Origin of the sequence: Enterobacter sp. 198, assembly GCF_009025585.1 — a bacterium.
Taxonomy (GTDB): domain Bacteria; phylum Pseudomonadota; class Gammaproteobacteria; order Enterobacterales; family Enterobacteriaceae; genus Enterobacter; species Enterobacter ludwigii.
On the sequence record NZ_WCIM01000010.1, the window covers coordinates 11,957 to 31,463 of the forward strand.

General features: G+C 58.2%; 18 protein-coding genes. 8 read left to right on the top strand and 10 right to left on the bottom strand.

Annotation, left to right across the window (positions count from 1 at the left end):
* The first annotated feature begins 14 nt into the window (after positions 1-14).
* From srlD to gutQ, 4 genes are all read left to right on the top strand, one after another.
* Positions 15-794, top strand: a complete 780-nt coding sequence (gene srlD / locus F8561_RS03070) for a sorbitol-6-phosphate dehydrogenase (protein ID WP_014171346.1) — start codon at positions 15-17, stop codon at positions 792-794.
* Between the two features lie 61 nt (positions 795-855).
* Positions 856-1,215: a transcriptional regulator GutM gene (gene gutM, locus F8561_RS03075; protein WP_020883847.1), complete on the top strand. Its 360-nt coding sequence runs from the start codon at positions 856-858 to the stop codon at positions 1,213-1,215.
* A gap of 63 nt (positions 1,216-1,278) precedes the next feature.
* Positions 1,279-2,052, top strand: a complete 774-nt coding sequence (gene srlR, locus F8561_RS03080; protein ID WP_014171348.1) for a glucitol operon DNA-binding transcriptional repressor SrlR — start codon at positions 1,279-1,281, stop codon at positions 2,050-2,052.
* Positions 2,045-3,010, top strand: coding sequence for an arabinose-5-phosphate isomerase GutQ (gene gutQ / locus F8561_RS03085; RefSeq protein ID WP_151887133.1), 966 nt, complete (start codon positions 2,045-2,047; stop codon positions 3,008-3,010). Before srlR ends, gutQ begins: the two co-directional genes overlap by 8 nt.
* Here gutQ and norR read toward each other — a convergent pair.
* Complete coding sequence (gene norR, locus F8561_RS03090; protein WP_020883845.1) at positions 3,007-4,521, bottom strand: nitric oxide reductase transcriptional regulator NorR; 1,515 nt, start codon at positions 4,519-4,521, stop codon at positions 3,007-3,009. The genes gutQ and norR overlap by 4 nt on opposite strands.
* Before the next feature lie 186 nt (positions 4,522-4,707).
* Between norR and norV the strand changes: the two genes are divergently transcribed.
* Both norV and norW read left to right on the top strand, forming a co-directional pair.
* Entirely contained in the window at positions 4,708-6,147 is a 1,440-nt protein-coding gene (gene norV / locus F8561_RS03095; RefSeq protein WP_151887134.1) for an anaerobic nitric oxide reductase flavorubredoxin, read from the top strand.
* Positions 6,144-7,277: an NADH:flavorubredoxin reductase NorW gene (gene norW, locus F8561_RS03100; RefSeq protein ID WP_151887135.1), complete on the top strand. Its 1,134-nt coding sequence runs from the start codon at positions 6,144-6,146 to the stop codon at positions 7,275-7,277. The genes norV and norW overlap by 4 nt, the downstream gene beginning before the upstream one ends.
* 121 nt (positions 7,278-7,398) lie before the next feature.
* On the opposite strand, the gene F8561_RS03105 is transcribed toward norW, so the two are convergent.
* The 4 genes from F8561_RS03105 to F8561_RS03120 form a co-directional block, all read right to left on the bottom strand.
* Positions 7,399-8,421, bottom strand: a complete 1,023-nt coding sequence (locus F8561_RS03105) for a HoxN/HupN/NixA family nickel/cobalt transporter (RefSeq protein ID WP_047356666.1) — start codon at positions 8,419-8,421, stop codon at positions 7,399-7,401.
* A 1-nt stretch (position 8,422) separates the two neighbouring features.
* Complete coding sequence (gene hypF, locus F8561_RS03110) at positions 8,423-10,645, bottom strand: carbamoyltransferase HypF (protein ID WP_151887136.1); 2,223 nt, start codon at positions 10,643-10,645, stop codon at positions 8,423-8,425.
* A gap of 6 nt (positions 10,646-10,651) precedes the next feature.
* The gene (gene hydN / locus F8561_RS03115; protein WP_023308960.1) at positions 10,652-11,197 is read right to left on the bottom strand and encodes an electron transport protein HydN; all 546 of its coding nucleotides are present in this window, start codon (positions 11,195-11,197) and stop codon (positions 10,652-10,654) included.
* 134 nt (positions 11,198-11,331) lie between these two features.
* Positions 11,332-12,345 carry a LacI family DNA-binding transcriptional regulator gene (locus tag F8561_RS03120; protein WP_049022820.1) on the bottom strand — a complete coding sequence of 338 codons (1,014 nt, stop codon included), beginning with the start codon at positions 12,343-12,345 and terminating at the stop codon, positions 11,332-11,334.
* A gap of 214 nt (positions 12,346-12,559) precedes the next feature.
* Here F8561_RS03120 and ascF point away from each other — a divergent pair, with 214 nt between their 5' ends.
* Complete coding sequence (ascF, locus tag F8561_RS03125) at positions 12,560-14,011, top strand: PTS cellobiose/arbutin/salicin transporter subunit IIBC (RefSeq protein WP_151887137.1); 1,452 nt, start codon at positions 12,560-12,562, stop codon at positions 14,009-14,011.
* An 18-nt stretch (positions 14,012-14,029) separates the two neighbouring features.
* Positions 14,030-15,454: a 6-phospho-beta-glucosidase gene (locus F8561_RS03130; RefSeq protein WP_151887138.1), complete on the top strand. Its 1,425-nt coding sequence runs from the start codon at positions 14,030-14,032 to the stop codon at positions 15,452-15,454.
* An 81-nt stretch (positions 15,455-15,535) separates the two neighbouring features.
* Here F8561_RS03130 and hycI read toward each other — a convergent pair whose 3' ends face one another.
* The 5 genes from hycI to hycE form a co-directional block, all read right to left on the bottom strand.
* A complete protein-coding gene (hycI, locus tag F8561_RS03135) occupies positions 15,536-15,991 on the bottom strand; it encodes a hydrogenase maturation peptidase HycI (protein ID WP_151887139.1) in 456 nt (151 codons plus the stop codon).
* A complete protein-coding gene (locus tag F8561_RS03140) occupies positions 15,984-16,394 on the bottom strand; it encodes a formate hydrogenlyase maturation HycH family protein (RefSeq protein WP_020883837.1) in 411 nt (136 codons plus the stop codon). The genes hycI and F8561_RS03140 overlap by 8 nt, the downstream gene beginning before the upstream one ends.
* Positions 16,391-17,158, bottom strand: coding sequence for an NADH-quinone oxidoreductase subunit B family protein (locus tag F8561_RS03145; RefSeq protein WP_014171362.1), 768 nt, complete (start codon positions 17,156-17,158; stop codon positions 16,391-16,393). Before F8561_RS03145 ends, F8561_RS03140 begins: the two co-directional genes overlap by 4 nt.
* Positions 17,158-17,700 (bottom strand): formate hydrogenlyase complex iron-sulfur subunit, encoded by a 543-nt coding sequence (locus tag F8561_RS03150; protein WP_014171363.1) that lies wholly within the window; start codon positions 17,698-17,700, stop codon positions 17,158-17,160. Before F8561_RS03150 ends, F8561_RS03145 begins: the two co-directional genes overlap by 1 nt.
* A gap of 93 nt (positions 17,701-17,793) precedes the next feature.
* The gene (gene hycE, locus F8561_RS03155) at positions 17,794-19,503 is read right to left on the bottom strand and encodes a formate hydrogenlyase subunit HycE (RefSeq protein WP_020883834.1); all 1,710 of its coding nucleotides are present in this window, start codon (positions 19,501-19,503) and stop codon (positions 17,794-17,796) included.
* Between the last annotated feature and the right edge of the window lie 4 nt (positions 19,504-19,507).

A 19,507-nucleotide genomic window follows, 5' to 3' on the forward strand; every position in this document is an offset into this window, starting at 1 on the left:
TTAAGGAGAAAGATATGAGTCAGGTTGCCGTTGTCATTGGTGGGGGACAAACCTTAGGCGAGTTCCTCTGCCGTGGGCTTGCTGCAGAGGGTTACCGCGTGGCGGTAGTGGATATTCAGAGTGAAAAAGCCGCACGCGTGGCGGACACCATCAACACCGAATTGGGTGAAGGGATGGCCTACGGATTTGGTGCTGATGCCACCAGCGAGCAGAGCGTGATGGCGCTGGCCCGCGGCGTGGACGAGATTTTTGGCCGTACCGACCTGCTGGTATACAGCGCAGGAATAGCCAAAGCGGCCTTTATCAGCGATTTCGAACTGGGGGACTTCGACCGCTCCCTGCAGGTTAACCTGGTGGGCTATTTCCTCTGCGCACGCGAGTTTTCCCGTCTGATGATCCGCGATGGCATTCAGGGGCGCATCATCCAGATCAACTCGAAATCGGGCAAAGTGGGCAGCAAACACAACTCCGGTTACAGCGCGGCGAAATTTGGCGGCGTAGGGCTGACGCAATCTCTGGCCCTCGATCTGGCCGAATATGGCATTACCGTTCACTCGCTGATGCTGGGCAACCTGCTGAAATCGCCGATGTTCCAGTCCCTGCTGCCGCAATATGCCACCAAGCTCGGGTTGAAAGAGGAGGAAGTGGAGCAGTATTACATCGACAAAGTGCCGCTGAAGCGCGGCTGCGATTATCAGGACGTGCTGAACATGCTGCTGTTTTATGCCAGCCCCAAAGCCTCTTACTGCACCGGGCAGTCCATTAATGTCACCGGCGGGCAGGTGATGTTCTGATCGAACACGCTGATGCCCGTATTCCCCTCTCCTTCGGGAGAGGGAACAACAAGGAGCTCGTATGGTTACCGCACTCATTACCGTTGCCGCCATCGCCTGGATGTGCCAGCTGATCTTTGGCGGCTGGCAAATCCGCCAGTTTAACCGCGCGTTTGATGCCCTGTGTCAGAAAGGGCGCGTGGGTGTCGGGCGTTCCGGCGGGCGTTTCAAACCGCGCGTGGTGGTTGCCATTGCGCTGGACGAACACAATAGGGTCTGCGATTCCCTCATCATGCGCGGGATGACCGTTTTTGCCCGCCCGGCGAAAATCCAGGCGATTAACGGGATATCGCTGCAGGAATTACAACCCGATGTGATCTTTCCCCATGATTCGCTCTGTCAGAATGCTCTATCATTAGCGCTTAATCTGAAACATGGATAATTTCGTTGTGAACGCGATAAGCTTGCGAAATTATCATTTCGCAACCTAAGGAATTGAGCGCCTATGAAACCACGTCAGCGTCAGGCGGCCATTCTGGAGCATCTGCAAAAGCAGGGAAAATGCTCGGTAGAAGAACTGGCCCACTACTTTGACACCACCGGCACGACAATACGAAAGGATCTGGTATTGCTCGAAAACTCTGGTGCAGTCATCCGAACCTACGGCGGCGTGATGCTCAACAAAGATGAAGCCGACCCGCCTATCGATCACAAAACGCTGATCAATACTCACCAGAAAGCGCTGATTGCCGAGGCCGCCGTAAAATTTATCCATGATGGCGACTCCATTATCCTTGATGCAGGCAGCACCGTGCTGCAAATGATCCCGATGCTCAGCCGCTTCAACAACATCACGGTGATGACCAACAGTCTGCATATCGTCAACGCCCTGTCGGAATTCGACAGCGAGCAAACCATTCTGATGCCCGGCGGGACGTTCCGTAAAAAATCTGCGTCGTTTCACGGTCAACTGGCGGAAAACGCCTTTGAACACTTCAGCTTTGATAAACTCTTTATGGGCACGGACGGTATCGATTTGAACGCCGGCGTGACGACCTTTAACGAGGTGTTCAGCGTCAGCAAAGCGATGTGCAACGCCGCGCGCGAAGTGATTTTGATGGCAGACTCGTCGAAGTTTGGCCGTAAAAGTCCCAACATTGTCTGCAGCCTTGAAAGCGTCGATAAGCTCATTACCGACGCAGGTATCGACCCGGCGTTCAAAAAAGCGCTGGAAGAGAAAGGGATCGACGTGATTGTAACCGGAGAGAGAGATGAGTGATTTTCTGTTAAACGCAGGCCGCCAGACCCTGATGCTGGAGCTGCAGGAAGCCAGCCGCCTGCCGGAACGTCTGGGCGAAGATTTTGTGCGCGCGGCAAACACCATTATCCAGTGCGAAGGTAAAGTGGTGGTCTCCGGGATCGGCAAGTCCGGTCATATCGGCAAAAAGATTGCCGCTACACTTGCCAGCACCGGCACACCGGCGTTCTTCGTGCATCCGGCCGAAGCGCTGCACGGCGATCTGGGGATGATTGAAAGCCGCGACGTGATGCTGTTTATCTCCTACTCCGGTTCGGCCAAAGAGCTGGATCTCATCATCCCGCGTCTGCAGGAAAAATCGGTCGCGCTGCTGGCGATGACCGGTAAATCCCGCTCACCGCTGGCACTGGCGGCCAAGGCCACGCTTGATATCTCCGTTGAGCGCGAAGCCTGCCCGATGCACCTCGCCCCCACCTCCAGCACCGTAAATACGCTGATGATGGGCGACGCGCTGGCAATGGCGGTAATGCAGGCACGCGGCTTTAACGAAGAAGATTTTGCCCGCTCGCACCCGGCGGGCGCGCTCGGTGCGCGACTGCTCAATAAAGTTCATCATCTGATGCGGACCGACGAGGCCATTCCGCAGGTCAAACTCAACACCAGCGTAATGGATGCGATGCTGGAACTGAGCCGCACCGGGCTGGGTCTGGTAGCGGTGTGCGATGAAACCGGTAGCGTTAAAGGCGTGTTTACCGACGGCGACCTGCGCCGCTGGCTGGTGGGTGGCGGCAAGCTGGAATCACAGGTTTCGCAAGCGATGACCCGGGGCGGGCTGACCCTGAACGCCGAGAGCCGCGCCATCGAAGCCAAAGAGGTGCTGATGAAACGCAAAATCACCGCCGCGCCGGTGGTGGATGAGCACGGCACGCTGTGCGGCGCCATCAACCTGCAGGATTTCTACCAGGCCGGGATTATTTAACCTTTGAGTCCCAGACGTTTCGCCAGCCGGTGCAGGTTGGCGACGTCCATTTCCAGCGCTCGCGCGCACGCCGCCCAGCTGCGGTTATTCTGCTCCAGCGCGCGGGCGATCGTCTGACGCTGAAACGCTTCTGTTGCTTCCCGCAGGTTCTCATGGGCCATTTCCGGCGCGGCAGGCGTAACGAACGAAGCGGTGTCATCGTGCAATGCGAAATGCCGCGCGTGGATCACCACCTCATCTCCCGAACGTGTCGCCCGCGCCAGCACCACGGCGCGGTGAATCGCATGTTCCAGTTCGCGTACGTTACCCGGCCAGCCGTAGCGCATCAGATGGGCTCGCGCGCCGGGGCTTAATACCACGCGGGAAAGGCCCATTCGTAACCGACATTGCTCGCAGAAAAACCCCGCCAGCAGCACCACATCGTCGCCGCGCTCGCGTAGCGGCGGCACGGTAAGCGGAAACACGCTCAGACGATGGTACAGGTCAGCGCGGAAATTCCCGGCCAACACCTCTTCGCGCAGGTCACGGTTGGTTGCCGCCAGCACACGCACGTTGACTCTTAGGCTGCGATCGTCGCCGACGCGCTGAATATCGCCGTACTGCAGGACGCGCAGCAGTTTGGCCTGAAGCGACAGCGACAGTTCGCCAATTTCATCGAGGAACAACGTGCCGTTATCCGCCATTTCGAATTTGCCGCTGCGGTTGCTGATCGCCCCGGTAAACGCCCCTTTGACGTGACCAAACAGTTCACTTTCCGCCACGCTTTCCGGCAGCGCGGCGCAATTGAGGTACACCAGCGGGTTGACCGCGCGCGGCGAGGCTTCGTGGATGCCCTTCGCCACCAGCTCTTTACCGGTGCCGGTTTCCCCGAAAATCAGCACGTTTAAATCCGAGGCCGCCACGATATCGATCTCTTTTTTTAGCTGCACCATCCCCGGTGACAGCCCAATCATCTCCGTGTGTGCCACCGGTTCAAACGCCGACGGGCTGCCGGGAAGGATGTTCTGGCTCTCCAGCTGTTCGATCAGCAGCGCGTTATTCAGCGCACCGGCGGCCAGCGCGGCAATCAGCCGCAGCTCTTCATCGCTAAAGGTGTCGAACTGATCCGGTGACAGGCCGTCGAGGGTTAATGCCCCAATCAGGTTTTGTCCGGCAAACAGCGGCAGACCGATACAGGCATGAACTTTCAGGCTCTCCTGCCCCGGGATCAGCCCGTCGTAAGGGTCGGGCAAATCACTGTCCGCCGGAAAGCGCACCACGTCACCGGCCCGCGCGATGGTTTCCAGACGCGGATGGCCTTCCAGGGAGAAGCGTCGCCCAAGAACGTCCTGCGCCAGCCCGTCGATAGCCAGCGGAATAAACTGCCGGGCGTCGTAGCGCAGCAGTGCCGACGCATCGCACGCCAGCACCTGGCGCAGCGTCGAAATCAGCCGCTGAAAACGGTCCTGATGACCGATACCGGTTTGCAGTTCAATGGCAATTTTTGCCAGTACGTCCACGGAAAAGCTCATCTGCGCCTCACTGTCATTTTGACCATTCATATTGTCACAATGACCATAAATCAGATAGTCATATTGACTACCCATTACGGATGATAAAATTAAAAAACCATAAAAAACAGCAATATGAAAACTGGCACGCAACTTGATAAAGGCTAGACATCTTATTTGAAAAACGCCGTATTAATTGAGGTTGCTATGTCTATTCTGGTTAAAAATAACATTCATTGGGTTGGTCAACGTGACTGGGAAGTGCGTGACTTCCACGGAACGGAGTACAAAACGCTGCGCGGCAGCAGCTACAACAGCTATCTCATCCGTGAAGGCAAAAACGTGCTCATCGATACCGTCGATCACAAATTCAGCCGGGAGTTCGTGCAAAATCTGCGCAGCGAAATCGATCTTGCGGATATCGACTACATCATCATTAACCATGCGGAAGAGGATCATGCCGGGGCGCTGACCGAGTTAATGTCCTGCATTCCCGACACCCCGATTTACTGCACCACCAACGCCATCGACTCGATTAACGGCCATCACCACCACCCGGAGTGGAATTTCCACACCGTCAAAACCGGCGACACGCTGGATATCGGCAACGGCAAACAGCTGATCTTCGTTGAAACCCCGATGCTGCACTGGCCCGACAGTATGATGACCTACATGACCGGCGATGCGGTGCTGTTCAGCAACGATGCCTTCGGCCAGCACTATTGTGACGAGCGCCTGTTCAACGATGAAGTGGATCAAACCGAGCTATTCGAACAATGTCAGCGCTACTACGCCAATATCCTGACGCCGTTCAGCCGTCTGGTGACGCCAAAAATCACCGAAATCCTCGGCTTTAACCTGCCCGTGGATATGATTGCCACCTCTCACGGCGTGGTGTGGCGCGAAAACCCCACCCAGATCGTGGAGCTGTACCTCAAATGGGCCGCGGATTATCAGGAAGACCGTATCACGCTTTTCTACGACACCATGTCTAATAACACCCGCATGATGGCGGACGCCATTGCGCAGGGTATTAACGAAGTCGATCCGAACGTGGCGGTGAAAATCTTCAACGTGGCGCGTAGCGATAAAAACGAGATCCTGACCAACGTCTTCCGCTCCAAGGGCGTGCTGGTGGGCACCTCCACGATGAACAACGTGATGATGCCGAAAATTGCGGGCCTTGTGGAAGAGATGACCGGCCTGCGCTTTCGTAATAAACGGGCCAGCGCATTTGGCTCCCACGGCTGGAGCGGCGGCGCAGTAGACCGGCTCTCCACGCGTTTGCAGGATGCCGGTTTTGAGATGTCCATGAGCCTGAAGGCGAAATGGCGTCCGGACATCGACGCGCTTGAATTGTGCCGCCAGCATGGCCGTGACATTGCGCGTCAGTGGGCGCTCGCGCCGCTCCCCGACATGAACGCCAAAAACCCCGTGCCGCAACAAGCCTGCGACGCAGCCGTCGCTGACGGTGGCCCTCGCATGCAGTGCAGCGTCTGCCAGTGGATTTACGACCCGGCACAGGGCGAGCCGCTGCAGGATGTTGCCCCCGGTACCCCCTGGTGCGACGTGCCGGACAATTTCCTCTGCCCGGAATGTTCCCTGGGAAAAGAGGTCTTTGACGAACTGGCGACGGAGGCACAATGAACCACGGTATCGTTATCATCGGCTCGGGCTTTGCCGCCCGCCAGCTGGTGAAAAACATTCGCAAGCAAGACGCCAGCGTGCCGTTGACGCTCATTGCCGCCGACAGCATGGACGAGTACAACAAGCCTGATTTAAGCCACGTTATCAGCCAGAATCAGCGAGCCGAAGACCTCACCCGCCAGACCGCGGGGGCGTTCGCGGAACAGTTTAGTCTGCGGTTATTTCCGCACACCTGGATAACCGACATCGACGCCGCCGGCCATGTGGTGAAAGCAAAAGACAAAACCTGGCAATACGACAAGCTGGTACTGGCGACAGGGGCGTCAGCTTTTGTACCTCCGGTGGAAGGCCGGGAACTGATGATCACCCTCAACAGCCAGCAGGCGTATCAGGCCAGTGAAACCCTGCTGCGTGACGCGAAGCGGGTGATGATTGTCGGCGCAGGGTTGATTGGCACAGAGCTGGCGATGGATTTTAGCCGGGCGGGTAAATCCGTCACTCTGGTCGACCATGCGGCAAGCATTTTGTCGGCGCTGATGCCCGCAGAAGTAAGTAGTCGCTTACAGCATCGTCTGACCGATATGGGCGTACATCTGCTGCTGAAATCCCAGCTGCAAAGCCTGAAGAAAACCGGGAGTGGGATTCATGCAACGCTCGACCGCAGCCGCAGCGTTGAGGTGGATGTGGTGGTTGCCGCCACGGGCCTGCGTCCGGAAACGGCGCTGGCGCATCGCGCCGGCGCGGAAACAGGCCGTGGCGTGAAGGTAGACAGCTACCTGCAAACCACGCAGCCCGATATTTACGCCCTGGGTGACTGCGCTGAAATTAACGGACAGGTCCTGCCCTTCCTGCAGCCCATTCAACTGAGCGCCATGTACCTGGCGAAAAACCTGTCGGGCGGCAGTGCGCCACTGAAATTACCCGCGATGCTGGTAAAAGTAAAAACGCCGGCGCTCCCGCTGCACCTGGCAGGCGAAACCGAGCGTCCGGATCTGCACTGGCAACTCACCATTGAACCTCAGGGAATGGTGGCTCGTGGGTGCGACAGCGAAGGGCAGATGCGTGCCTTTGTGGTGAGCGAAGACCGGATGAAAGAGGCTTTCGCTCTGCTGAAATCATTACCCGCTTAACGCTGATTCGCCTGCCACGCTAACGTAACCTTTGGATTTTATGGTCCACAGCCCCGATGTCCCGGGGCTTTTTTTTCAACGTCGTTTAGCCAGATAACGACAATGATGTTCAGACGCCGCGTCAGGAACGCACGACAAGCGTATCGTAGCCGCGCCAGCGATAGTTGATCATGGAAATCAGCCAGCAGGCAACGAACAGCCCGACCACCACGAACCCGGCGTTACCGAGGTTGTCATTAACTGCGCCAATGCGATCCCAGAGGCCTCCGCTGAGGGCAAATTTATCCATCAACAGACCCAGAGCTTCCAGCCCGCCGATAAACAGCGCCACCACCACGGAGGTGCCGGTGATGGTCATGTTGTAGTAAAGCTTGCGCTGCGGCTTGTTAAACGCCCAGCCGTAAGCGCCGACCATCAGCAGATTGTCGAGGGTATCGACCAGCGCCATACCGCTGGCAAACAGCGCCGGGAAGATCATGATGGACCAGACTGACATCCCGTTTGACGCGCTGGCGGCTGAAATCCCAAGCACACCGATTTCCGTCGCGGTATCAAACCCCAGACCAAACAGGAAACCGACCAGGTACATCTGCCAGCTCTTGTTCACCAGGCGGAACGTTGCGCCAAACAGCCAGTTCATGACTCCGCCTGATGCCGGAAGCGGGATGTCGTCACGCGTGACCTGACCGTTCTTCAGCGCCTGAAAATTACGCCACACGCCGCGCAAAATCACCAGATTGACCAGCGCCATCGCCAGCAGAAACGTTGCAGAAACGGCGGTGCCAATCAGGCTGCCGGTTTCATGAAACCATGCCATATTCTTCTGAAACGCCGTGGCGGTGGCCGCAATGGCAATGGAGGCCAGCACCACAATGGTGGAGTGTCCCAGAGAGAACCACGCCCCCACGCCGGAAGGGCGTTTACCCTGCTGCATCATCTTACGCGTGACGGTATCAATGGCCGCGATGTGGTCGGCATCCACCGCATGACGGAGTCCATAACACCAGGCCAGCAGGCTGGCGGCCATCAGCGCCGTACTGCCGCTGAAGGTTTGCCATGCCCAGCCCCATGCCAGAAGATTAGCCATTACCAGAGCCAGCAGCAGAAACGCCGCGCGGGGTTCATTGCGTAAGAGTCGTAACATTTTACATCCTTTGTGAACATGACCGGGCGGCAGCAACCACCGCCTGCCCGAAGGAGATAGCGCCGTCACCTGACGGCAGATGATGAGGAAAAAGCAGCGTGAAGTCTGAGAGGTAATGGCGCAGTCGCGCGCGCAGCAGACGGTTATGTAACACGCCGCCGCTGAAGCATACGGTGGAAAGCCCCAGTCGCCGGGCATGGGAGGTGACAAGCTCCGCCAGCCCTTTCGCCAGCGCATCGTGAAACGCCCATGCCCGCTCGCAGGGTTCCGCCTGCCAGTTCAGCCACTGTTGCCAGAAGCGCGTAAGGTTTTCGGCCTGAAGCGTAACCGGGTGTTGAACGTCGTGGCACTGCGCGGCCAGCGTTTCAAGCCGGCAGGCGGCCTCACCTTCATAGCTCTGGGTTTCTGACGTGATGCCGAGCGCGCAGGCCACCGCGTCGAACAGACGTCCGCAGGATGAGGCCAGCGGCGCGTTTAAACCGCGCTGAATGGCCGTAGCCAGCAGCGGCCAGTTTTGCCGCTGAACGTCACGCGTTTCCGGGTACTGCCGCCAGTCCGGCACAAACGCCAGGCAGTGGGCGAGTAAATTGCGCCACGGCTGCATGGCAGCCCTGTCCCCGCCCGGCAGCGCAACCGCAGGCAGACCGCCCAGACGTTCGCAGTCGAGATAGTTTACCCGCAGGCACTCTCCGCCCCACAGCGCGCCGTTTTCGCCCATGCCGATCCCATCCAGCGTCAGGGCAATGACATCTCCGCCCTCAAGCGGCCAGCCGTTTTCTGCCATGCATGCCGCCGCGTGAGCGTGGTGGTGAAGCACGGTGTCGATCGGCAAAGCCTGGGCTTGCGCCCACTGTCGGGCGTGATAGCCCGGATGGGCGTCGCATACCACGCGCTGCGGCTGAAACGCATAGATCTGCTGCATCATCGACAGCGCCGAACGCCACTGGGCCTCGACACCGTCGTCACTCAGATCGCCAAAGTGCTGACTCAGTACCGCCTGGTTACCGCGCACCAGACAGAAGGTATTTTTCATATCAGCACCGGTGCACACCATCGCCGGGACAGCGCTGAAACCGGCGGGCAGCGTGATGGCATCCGGCACAAAACCGCGCGCGCGACGCAGCATCATACCGTCCTGATCCATCACGGAATCATCCATACGCTGCAGGATGTCACGGTTGTGCAGCAGGAATCCGTCAGCGATGTCGCCCAGTTCATCCAGTGCCTGCTGGCAGGTGATGGCCGGCGGACGCCCGCTGAGGTTGCCGGAGGTCATCACCAGCGCGCGCTGACAGTCCATCATCAGCACATGCTGTAGCGGGTTAGCGGGCAGCATCAGTCCAACGGTGTCCAGCCCTGGCGCGATCGCGTCAGGAAGCGGAGGACACCATGCTTTTGGCGTGAGCACGATGGGCGCTGCAGGCGAGCGCAGCAGCGTTTGCACTGATTCCGGCACTCCCTCCGCCTGCGGGATCATGACCGCCAGTGGCTTCATCGGGCGCTGTTTGCGCGCCCGCAGGGTTGCCACCGCCTGCGCGTTGGACGCGTCACAGGCAAGGTGAAAACCGCCCAGCCCTTTGATGGCGACAATCCCGCCATTTTTGAGCATGTGGACCGCCGCACTCAGCGCAGACTCGCGGGTGGCAACGGTCTCGCCCGCGCGCCATTCCAGCTCGGGTCCACAATCCGGACAGGCTACCGGCTGCGCGTGAAAACGGCGGTCAGCGGGATTGCGGTACTCGGTTTCACACGGCTCACAGAGGGGAAAAGCCGCCATTGACGTGGCCGGGCGGTCATAGGGCATGGCGCGGATGATGGTAAAACGGGGACCGCAATGGGTACAGTTGATAAACGGATAGCGATAACGCCGCGCTCGGGGATCGCGCATTTCAGCCAGGCACGCCGGGCAGGTAGCGGCATCCGGCACAATCTGGGTGTCCATCGCTCCGCCCGCGCTATGGCGAATGGTGAACGCCTGCGGCACCGTTGCCCAGGTGAACGGCTGGCTGTCGACAGCATCGATACGTGCCAGCGGTGGGCAGTCCTGATGCAGCCTCGCGGTAAAGGCCCCCCCATTACCCGCGAGACGCACCAGCACGCCCTCTCCGTCATTACAAACGTCACCCGTCAGCTGTAGCTGATGCGCCAGTTGCCAGACGAAGGGACGAAACCCTACCCCCTGCACCTTGCCGCGTACCCGCAACTGTACGCCGTTATCGCCCATCGCGACTTAAAACAGCAGTGACGATGACGTGTCGAACGCGGCACGACGGCGTTTTTCCGCGCTCATCTGCTCGAGCTTGTCGCGATCCACGCAGACCAGGGCGTGCGTCGGGCAGGCTTCCATACAGGCCGGGCCGGCATCACGGTGGTAGCAGAGGTCGCATTTATTGGCTTCCGCTTTTTCCGCGCGCACGCTCAGCCCCATGCCGCTGTTGCGCACAACAGGACGCACCACGACTTCCATCGCACCGTACGGGCAGGCAACCACACAGGTTTTGCAGCCGATGCAGCGCTCTTGCATCACATGCACGAATCCTTTCTCACGTTTGATGGCCCCGTTTGGGCAGACGTTAGCGCACGGCGCATCCTCACACTGGCGACAAATAGCGGCCGTGGAGATATTCACGCCTTTAATGACGTGGATCCGCGGTAAAAAGGTATCAGGGGTGAGCGACGCGCAATCCTGCTCCGCCTGATGGGAAACCACACACGCCACTTCACAGGTACGGCAGCCAATGCATTTACTGGCATCGGCCATAATAAAACGGTTCATCTGCTTCTCCAGCATTACAGTCCTGCGCGGAGATATACATAAACCGTGCCAATTATTAACCTGTTGATTTTCTGCGGTTTATAAAATGACAGCAGGGCTGTCATCGTCACTTCTGACGATGACAGCTGTCGACATCAGCGGTGCGGCCCGTCAATAACCGAGTCACGCAGGATAAGCTCGCCGGAGAAGGTTTGCTGGTACTTAAACTCACCGCCATCCAGCAGGAAGATCAGGCGGCTAATGGTCTCTTTGATCATCTCCGTCACCGGAATGCGCACGCTGGAGAGCGAGGGGACGATGTAGGGGGCGATGGCCACATCGTCAAAGCCAATCACCGACACGGCATCCGGGGTGGCGATCCCGCGCTCATGCAGCTGTTTCATGGCCCCAATCGCCATATCGTCATTACTCGCCACCAGCGCCGAAAAGGTTTCACCGCGCGAAAGCAGCTCAGACACCGCTGCCGCACCGCTGGCCGGATTCCATTTCCCCTGCGCAATCAGCGACGGGCGCAGCGGGATCTGGTGTTGTGCCAGGGCGTCTTTGTAGCCCGAGAGACGCTCAACGCCCGTGGGAGAATCCAGTGAACCGGTGATAAACGCAATCTCCCGGTGCCCTTTCTGAATAAGCTGCGACACGGCGTCCTGGCAGGAGGCTTTATGATCTGACCAGACGCTGTGACTGCTGTTTTTCCGTAAGCGGCGGTTGAGGACCATAATCGGCTGTTCGCATTTCTCAACGATATCGTCCATCTCATCCACGCTCAGGAAACGCGGGTAAATGATCACCGCGTCACAGCGCATATCGAGCAAATACTGAATGGCCTCGCGCTCTTCATCCGCACTGTGCTTACCGTCCGCCAGGATCAGCTGCCGCCCTTTCTCTTCCGTCATGCGGGCGGCGTGAAAGAGCAGTTCGCTAAAATAGACGCCGTGATAAAGGGTGTTGGTGACCACCAGACCCAGCGTCTGGGTACGTTTGGTCGCCAGATTTCGTGCCAGCAAATTCGGGCGATAGCCGCTCTCTTCAATCGCCTGAAACACCCGGTCTTTGGTCTCCTGGCTGACGTAGCCATTGCCCGACAATACCCTGGAAACCGTCGCTTTCGAAACGCCTGCCCGCTTCGCGACTTCAAGCATCGTGGTCATCGTAATCTTCCGTTTGAAACTACCAGGGCGCAGTGTACTGCACTGCAGAAAAATTGTCGCAGCGGCGATATCACGCTTTTTACCCCTCCAGGTGATCATCATCACGAAATGAAAAAATGTACAAAATGTGATCTTGTTTCATTCAAAGAAACTATTGATGATTATGTGGAACCGGTTTCCTACATTTCTCACAACGATAACAGGATTACATCCGATGGCCAAAAATTACGCTGCGCTGGCGAATGACGTTGTCAGCGCGCTCGGCGGCAGAGACAACATCGTCGCCGTCACCCACTGCATGACGCGACTGCGTTTCGTCCTCAAAGACGAAAGCCTCACCGATGCCCCGCGCCTGAAAAGCATTAACGGCGTGCTCGGCGTGGTCCGCAACGACAACCAGTGCCAGGTGATCATTGGCAACACCGTGTCTCAGGCCTACCGCGAAGTGGTAAGCCTGCTGCCCACCGACCTGCAGCCTGCCGTACCGGAAGGCCCGCAAAAAATGACCCTGCGCCGCATCGGTGCCGGGATCCTCGATGCGCTGATCGGCACCATGTCACCGCTGATCCCGGCGATCATCGGCGGTTCAATGGTCAAACTGCTGGCAATGATCCTGGAGATGACCGGCGCGCTGGAAAAAGGGGCACCGACGCTCACCCTTCTGACGCTGATTGGCGATGGCGCGTTCTTCTTCCTGCCGCTGATGGTCGCCGCCTCTGCCGCAGTGAAATTCAAAACCAACATGTCGCTGGCGATTGCCATCGCGGGCGTGCTGGTACACCCAGGCTTTATCGAACTGATGGCGAAAGCCGCACAGGGCGAGCACGTTGAATTCGCCTTTATTCCGGTGACGGCAGTGAAATACACCTACACGGTCATCCCGGCGCTGGTGATGACCTGGTGCCTGTCGTACATCGAACGCTGGGTTGATCGTATTACGCCGGCGGTCACGAAAAACTTCCTTAAACCGATGCTGATCGTTCTGATTGCCGCCCCGCTCGCCATTGTGCTGATAGGGCCGCTCGGGATCTGGATCGGGAGCGCGATTTCAGCGCTGGTCTACACTATTCACGGCTATCTGGGCTGGCTCTCCGTGGCCATTATGGGCGCCCTCTGGCCGCTGCTGGTGATGACCGGGATGCACCGCGTATTTACGCCGACGATCATTCAGACCATTGCCGAGACGGGCAAAGAGGGAATGGTTATGCCGTCGGAAATCGGAGCCAACCTGTCGCTCGGCGGTTCATCGCTGGCGGTGGCGTGGAAAACGAAAAACCCGGAACTGCGCCAGACGGCGCTGGCGGCAGCGGCTTCTGCCATCATGGCAGGCATTTCAGAACCTGCCCTCTATGGTGTGGCGGTACGTCTGAAACGCCCGCTGATTGCGAGCCTTATCAGCGGCTTCATCTGCGGGGCAGTGGCTGGCATAGCCGGTCTTGCCAGCCATTCAATGGCGGCGCCGGGGCTGTTTACCAGCGTACAGTTCTTCGATCCGGCCAACCCGATGACCATCGTCTGGGTATTCGGAGTCATGGCGCTGGCGGTTGTGCTCTCGTTTGTTCTGACCCTGATTTTAGGTTTTGAAGATATCCCGGTCGAAGACGAGGCTGAGAAAGCACGCGCCCTGCAGAGCACCCCGGTTCAGGCCAACGCAGCACAAGTCTAAATTTATAGCGAGGTAAAGATGTCTGTTTTTCCACAAGGATTTTTATGGGGCGGCGCGCTTGCCGCCAACCAGAGTGAAGGGGCTTACCGTGAAGGCGGCAAAGGACTGACGACGGTCGATATGATCCCCCACGGCGCGAATCGTCTGGCGGTGAAGGTCGGTAAGGAAAAACGTTTTACGTTGCGTGACGACGAGTTTTACCCGAGCCACGAGGCGATTGATTTTTACCATCGCTACAAAGAAGACATCGCCCTGATGGCGGAGATGGGCTTTACGGTATTTCGTACCTCGATTGCCTGGAGCCGCCTCTACCCGAAAGGCGATGAGCCACTGCCCAATAAAGAGGGGATTGCCTTCTACCGCGCAGTGTTCGAAGAGTGCAAAAAATACAACATCGAACCGTTGGTCACCCTGTGCCATTTCGACGTACCAATGCATCTGGTCACGGAGTATGGATCCTGGCGCAACCGCAAGATGGTCGATTTCTTTGCCCGCTATGCCCGTACCTGTTTCGAAGAATTTAACGGTCTGGTGAAGTACTGGCTCACCTTCAACGAAATCAACATCATGCTGCACAGCCCGTTCTCCGGCGCGGGGCTGGTGTTTGAAGAGGGTGAGAACGAAGATCAGGTGAAATATCAGGCCGCGCATCACGAACTGGTGGCAAGCGCGCTGGCGACCAAAATCGCCCATGAGGTGAACCCGGAAAACCAGGTCGGCTGTATGCTGGCCGGCGGCAACTTCTACCCCTACTCCTGCAAACCGGAAGACGTGTGGATGGCGCTGGAGAAAGACCGCGAAAACCTGTTCTTTATCGACGTGCAGGCGCGCGGCAGCTACCCGGCCTATTCTGCCCGCGTGTTCCGCGAAAAAGGGGTGGTGATTGTCAAAGACCCTGGCGACGATGAACTGCTGAAAAACACCGTCGATTTTGTGTCGTTCAGCTATTACGCCTCGCGCTGCGCGTCGGCGGACATGAACGCCAGTAATACCAATGCGGCGAATATCGTGAAATCCCTGCGCAACCCGCACATCCAGGTCAGCGAATGGGGCTGGGGTATCGACCCACTGGGGCTGCGCATCACCATGAACATGATGTACGACCGCTATCAGAAACCGCTGTTCCTGGTGGAAAACGGCCTCGGTGCGAAAGACGTCATGGATGAACACGGTGAGATTAATGACGACTACCGTATCAGCTACCTGCGCGAACATATTCGTGCGATGGGCGATGCCATAGAAGACGGTGTGCCGCTGATGGGCTACACCACCTGGGGCTGCATTGACCTGGTGGCCGCATCCACGGGCGAGATGAGCAAACGTTACGGGTTTGTCTATGTTGACCGCGATGACGCGGGCAACGGTACGCTGGACAGAACGCGTAAGAAATCGTTCTGGTGGTATAAGAAGGTCATTGCAAGTAACGGCGCGGATCTGGCGTAGCCTGTTGCTCTCTCCCCCGCCCTCTCCCACAGGGCGAGGGAGTGTCCAGGCCGGGTGGAAGCTACCACCACCCGGCACTGCTCACAGTCGGGAAAAACCGCCGTCCCCACGCCATCCGGCAAGCCGGGAGTAAACCTCTTCGACGGCCTCTTTCACAGGCGGCGTCATCGGATAATAAAACCCAACGATGTCCGGCTGAATGCCCAGAAACAATACCTCACCCACGTCGTCTTTAATCTGATCGACCAGATAGTTCAGCGGCATATTGTGGGTGGTCATCATAAACATCTCGGCGATGTCATCCGGATCAATCAGGAGGGTTTCCCCCGGATTAAGTCCCATATCGGTTGCATCCACAATCAGCAGCCTGTCCGGGTGCAGCTCACGGATCGCCACCACATCGTTTTCCGGCGCGCTGCCGCCGTCAATAACCACCCATTCACCCTGCGGATGCGCGGCACACATTTGTGCAAGCAGCGGGCCCGCGCCGTCGTCGCCCATCATGCTGTTGCCGACACACAGTAAAACATCAGTCACGTAATCTCCTCACCATCAGGTAAATGGCACTCTCCTGATGAATATCATGCAGCATGCTGAGCAAAATTTTGCTCCAGGCCTGCTGCTGTGGGGTTTGCACGCTCAGCGCGGCGTCGAAAGCACTGGCGAGCATCGCAATGTGGTTGGCGTCGATAACGATCTCACCGTACTTCGGCACGCCTTCCATTTTGCGGCGCGCCGTACTGCCCTCCTCCAGCGTGGCGATCCACGCCAGATAGTCAGGCCACGGGCAGCTTAATGCCGTTTCGAGACAATCTATCACCCCGAGGTGATGCCCAATGGCCAGGCTGTAATAGACCACTTGCTGCGCCGCATCCGGCGTGGCATCATTCTCATCAATAAACTTACGGCTCAGCTGACTGAACACCACCGTTTCACTCATCGGATACGCGCCTCTTCCACCACCTGATTCAGGTTCGCGACGATCTCATTAAGACGAGGATCGTTTTCCGCCTCCAGCCAGCGCGTGACCTGATGATCGCCCTGGCTCAGCAGACGCAGATAATCGTCGGCAATCTGGCGACCATAGCGATACCCCGCGAGCCGGCGCGCCGTGCGATCGACCTTCACGCGCAGCGGCTGCACCATATCCGGGTGCAGAATTGCGGCAGCCTGGTTGTCGCGTTCACCCGGTTCACGGGCATGTATTTTCTGCTCCAGCAGCCCGAGCGCCATGGCAAAACCGTACAGCGTGGCCGCAGGCGTTGGCGGACAACCGGGAATGTAGACATCCACCGGAACAATTTTATCGGTGCCACCCCAGACGCAGTACAGGTCATGGAAGATGCCGCCACTGTTGCCGCAGGCACCGTAAGAGATACAAATTTTTGGATCCGGTGCGGACTGCCAGGCACGCAATGCTGGCGATCTCATGGCACGGGTAACGGCACCGGTAAACAGCAAAATGTCCGCATGACGCGGCGAAGGCACCACTTTAATACCGAAGCGTTCGGCGTCGAACAGGGGCGACAGCGTGGCAAAGATCTCAATCTCACAGCCGTTGCAGCCGCCGCAGTCCACGCGGTACACATAGGCCGAACGTTTAATGTTTTTCAGCAGCGAGGCCTTCATGCTGGCGATGGATTCCTCCACCGTCATCGGCACCGGAATGCCGTTAGCGTCGCGTGGGCCGATCAGGTTTTCCATCAGCTGGCCTCTCTCATATGACGGGTAATATCGATGCGGTCCGACGGCAGCAGGCATTTCTGCCGTTTGCAGTCCGGGCAGGTTTCAAAGCTTTCGCGATGATGCTCCGCGCGGGCATCACCGTTGTGCTGCAACAGCGCGATGGCGTAGTCGATCTCTTTTTGTACGGCAAACGGGCGTTTGCAGACACGGCAGTTGCAGAGCGCGAAACGCGACTGCTGCAGAAAATCCTCTTTCTTCCAGACCGCCAGCTCGTACTCCTGCGAAAGACGGATCGCCACCGTCGGGCAAACCTCCTCGCAGCGGCCGCAGAAAATGCAGCGCCCGAGGTTGAACTGCCAGGCCAGCTCGCCCGTTTTCAGATCGGTTTCCACCGTCAGGGCATTTGACGGGCAGGCGTTAACGCAGGCAGCACAGCCGATGCACTGTTGCGGGTTGTGCTCCGGCTTGCCGCGAAAGTTTTTATCGACCGGCATCGGCTCCAGCGGATAGCGGCTGGTCACCGTCCCGGTTTTGATCACTTTTTTGATGAAGGTAAACATGTTGACTCCTGCTTATGTGCTGCCTGTGCTCCGCACCCCGGATCTCTCATCAAAAGAGGGTCAGGGTGAGGGCATCAGCCAGCACAAAATCCCCTATTTCAGCGGCGAGTTCTTACGCTCGATGCTGTAGCGCTCCAGCTCTTTGTACGGCACCACCTGGCTTTTCTTCTTGCGCACATCCACCACCGTCATGCGGTCGGTGCAGGAGTAGCACGGATCGAGGCTGCCAATGATCAGCGGCGCATCGGATACCGTATTGCCGCGCAGCATGTAGCGCAGGGTTGGCCAGTTGGCGTAGGTTGCCGCACGGCAGCGCCAGCGGTAGAGCTTCTGGTTGTCACCGGTCATGCTCCAGTGGATATCGTCTCCACGCGGGGCTTCGGCAAACCCCAGCGCGAAGCGGTTTGGAATGTAGGTGAAGCCCTCGACCATCAGCGGACCGCCCGGCAGATTATCCAGACCGAAGTCGATCATGTTCAGCGCGGTGAAGACCTCGTTGATACGCACCTTCAGACGCGAAATAACGTCGCAGCCCTGCTCGCTGTGCACGGTCATAGGCAGCAGGCCGTAGCCGACGAACGGATGATCGGCGCGGGTATCGCGGGCGTGGCCGCTGGCACGAACCATGGGGCCAACGTTACTGAAATCGCGGGCGATTTGCGGATCCAGCCGGCCAATACCGACGGTACGCTGCTCAATGTTCGGCGTGCTGAGCAGCATATCCACCAGCTCCTGAACGTCGCGACGCATCTGCTGCGCCAGCTGGCGGGTCTGGATCATGTCATCTTTCAGCAGATCGCGACGAATCCCGCCGATCAGGTTCAGACCGTACGTTTTACGCGCCCCGGTCAGGATCTCCGCCATCTTCATGGAGGCTTCACGTACGCGGAAAAACTGCATAAAGCCGGAGTCAAAACCGACAAAGTGACAGGCCAGACCGAGGTTCAGCAGGTGCGAGTGCAGACGCTCCACCTCCAGCAGGATGGCGCGGATCATCTGCGCGCGTTCCGGCACCACAATCCCCATGCCGTTCTCCACCGAGGTGGTGTAGGCGGTACTGTGGGCAAACCCGCAGATGCCGCACACGCGGTCAGAGAGGAACGTCACTTCGTTATATCCCATCCGGGTTTCCGCCAGCTTTTCCATCCCGCGATGGACGTAGAACAGGCGGTAGTCGGCATCAATAATATTCTCGCCGTCGACAAACAGGCGGAAGTGGCCCGGCTCGTCAGACGTGACGTGCAGCGGGCCTATCGGCACCACGTTATTCTTTTTGCTGCCAAGCTCATTGATGAACGCGTAAGTCTCGCTGTCGGTGGTCGGGGCCGGACGCTGACGGTAATCCATGCTGTCTTTGCGCAGGGGATAGAGTTCGTCTGGCCAGTCGTCCGGCAGCACCAGACGGCGCTCATCCGGAAGCCCAACCGGGACCAGACCATACATATCGCGCACTTCACGCTCGCCCCAGACGGCGGCGGGCACGCGCGGGGTGACAGACGGGTATTCCGGTTTGTTGGGATCCACTTCGACACGCACGGTGAGCCAGCACTTCTCGCCCTGCTCCATCGACATCACGTAGTAAACCGCATAGTTTCCGCACAGCTGACGCTCGTCGTTGCCGAACAACACTGACAGCCAGCCACCCTGCTGGTAGTAGAGAAACTCCACCACTTCCGGCAGGTAGTTCACTTTCACGGTCACCGTTATCTGGTCTTTGGTTTGCCAGGACTCCTCCAGCACCACGCCCGGGAAGGCCTGGTGCAACGCGGCGAGATACTGCTGACCTTTCTTTTCTTCAGACATAAAA